Genomic DNA, 682 nt, shown 5'->3' with positions numbered 1-682 from the left:
CGTCAGCACGCGGCCGGCCGCGTCGTACGTGTAGCCCTGCTGGTCCACCTGCGTCAGGCCGCTGGCGCTGCTGAGCTTGTCCACGATCGAGGTCATGCGGTCGGCGTTGTCGTAGGAGAAGGCCGCCTGGGCCTGCTTCGTCCCGAGGGACCAGGTCTGGGTGGTAAGGCGATCGCCCGAGTCGTAGGACCGCGCCACCTGCGTCTGGGCCGTGCCGCCGAAGGACTGGGTGATCGTGGTCAGGCGCAGGGCATTGTCGTAGACGTAGGTCGTCAGGCCCTGGCCCGCGCCACCGGAGCCGGAGAGATTGTCGGTCAGGCTGGTGAGGTCGCCGGAGGAGTCATATCCGTAAGTCAGCGTCAACGACGGCATCCCGCTGCCGGATTCCGCGGAGGTCAGCAAGCGGCCGTCGTTGTCGTAGGTCAGGGTGACGGTGCTATATGAATCCGAGATGCTCGTGAGCTGGCCCGCGTTGTCGTAGTTGCGGGTGATCGTGTTCGAGCCACCGACCCACGTCTCGGCCTTCAGGCGTCCGAGCGGATCATACGTGAATGTGGTCTGGCGACCGTTGGGATCGGTCTTCGAGGTGACCTGGCCCTCGGCGTCGTAGGCATAATTCGTGGTCACGCCGCTGGAGGAATTCACCGACGGCGACGTGACCACGGTCTGCCGGTCGTTGGCG

General features: G+C 65.7%; 1 pseudogene. It reads right to left on the bottom strand.

Going from position 1 to position 682, the window contains the following annotated elements:
- Nucleotides 1–682, bottom strand: a pseudogene (locus G6O54_RS37000) (RHS repeat protein); the annotation flags it as partial.

The sequence above is a fragment of the Aquisphaera insulae genome (assembly GCF_011064615.1).
Taxonomy (GTDB): Bacteria; Planctomycetota; Planctomycetia; order Isosphaerales; family Isosphaeraceae; genus Aquisphaera; species Aquisphaera insulae.
The sequence above is the reverse complement of the archived record's forward strand: the minus strand, read 5'-3'. Positions and strand labels throughout refer to the sequence as shown.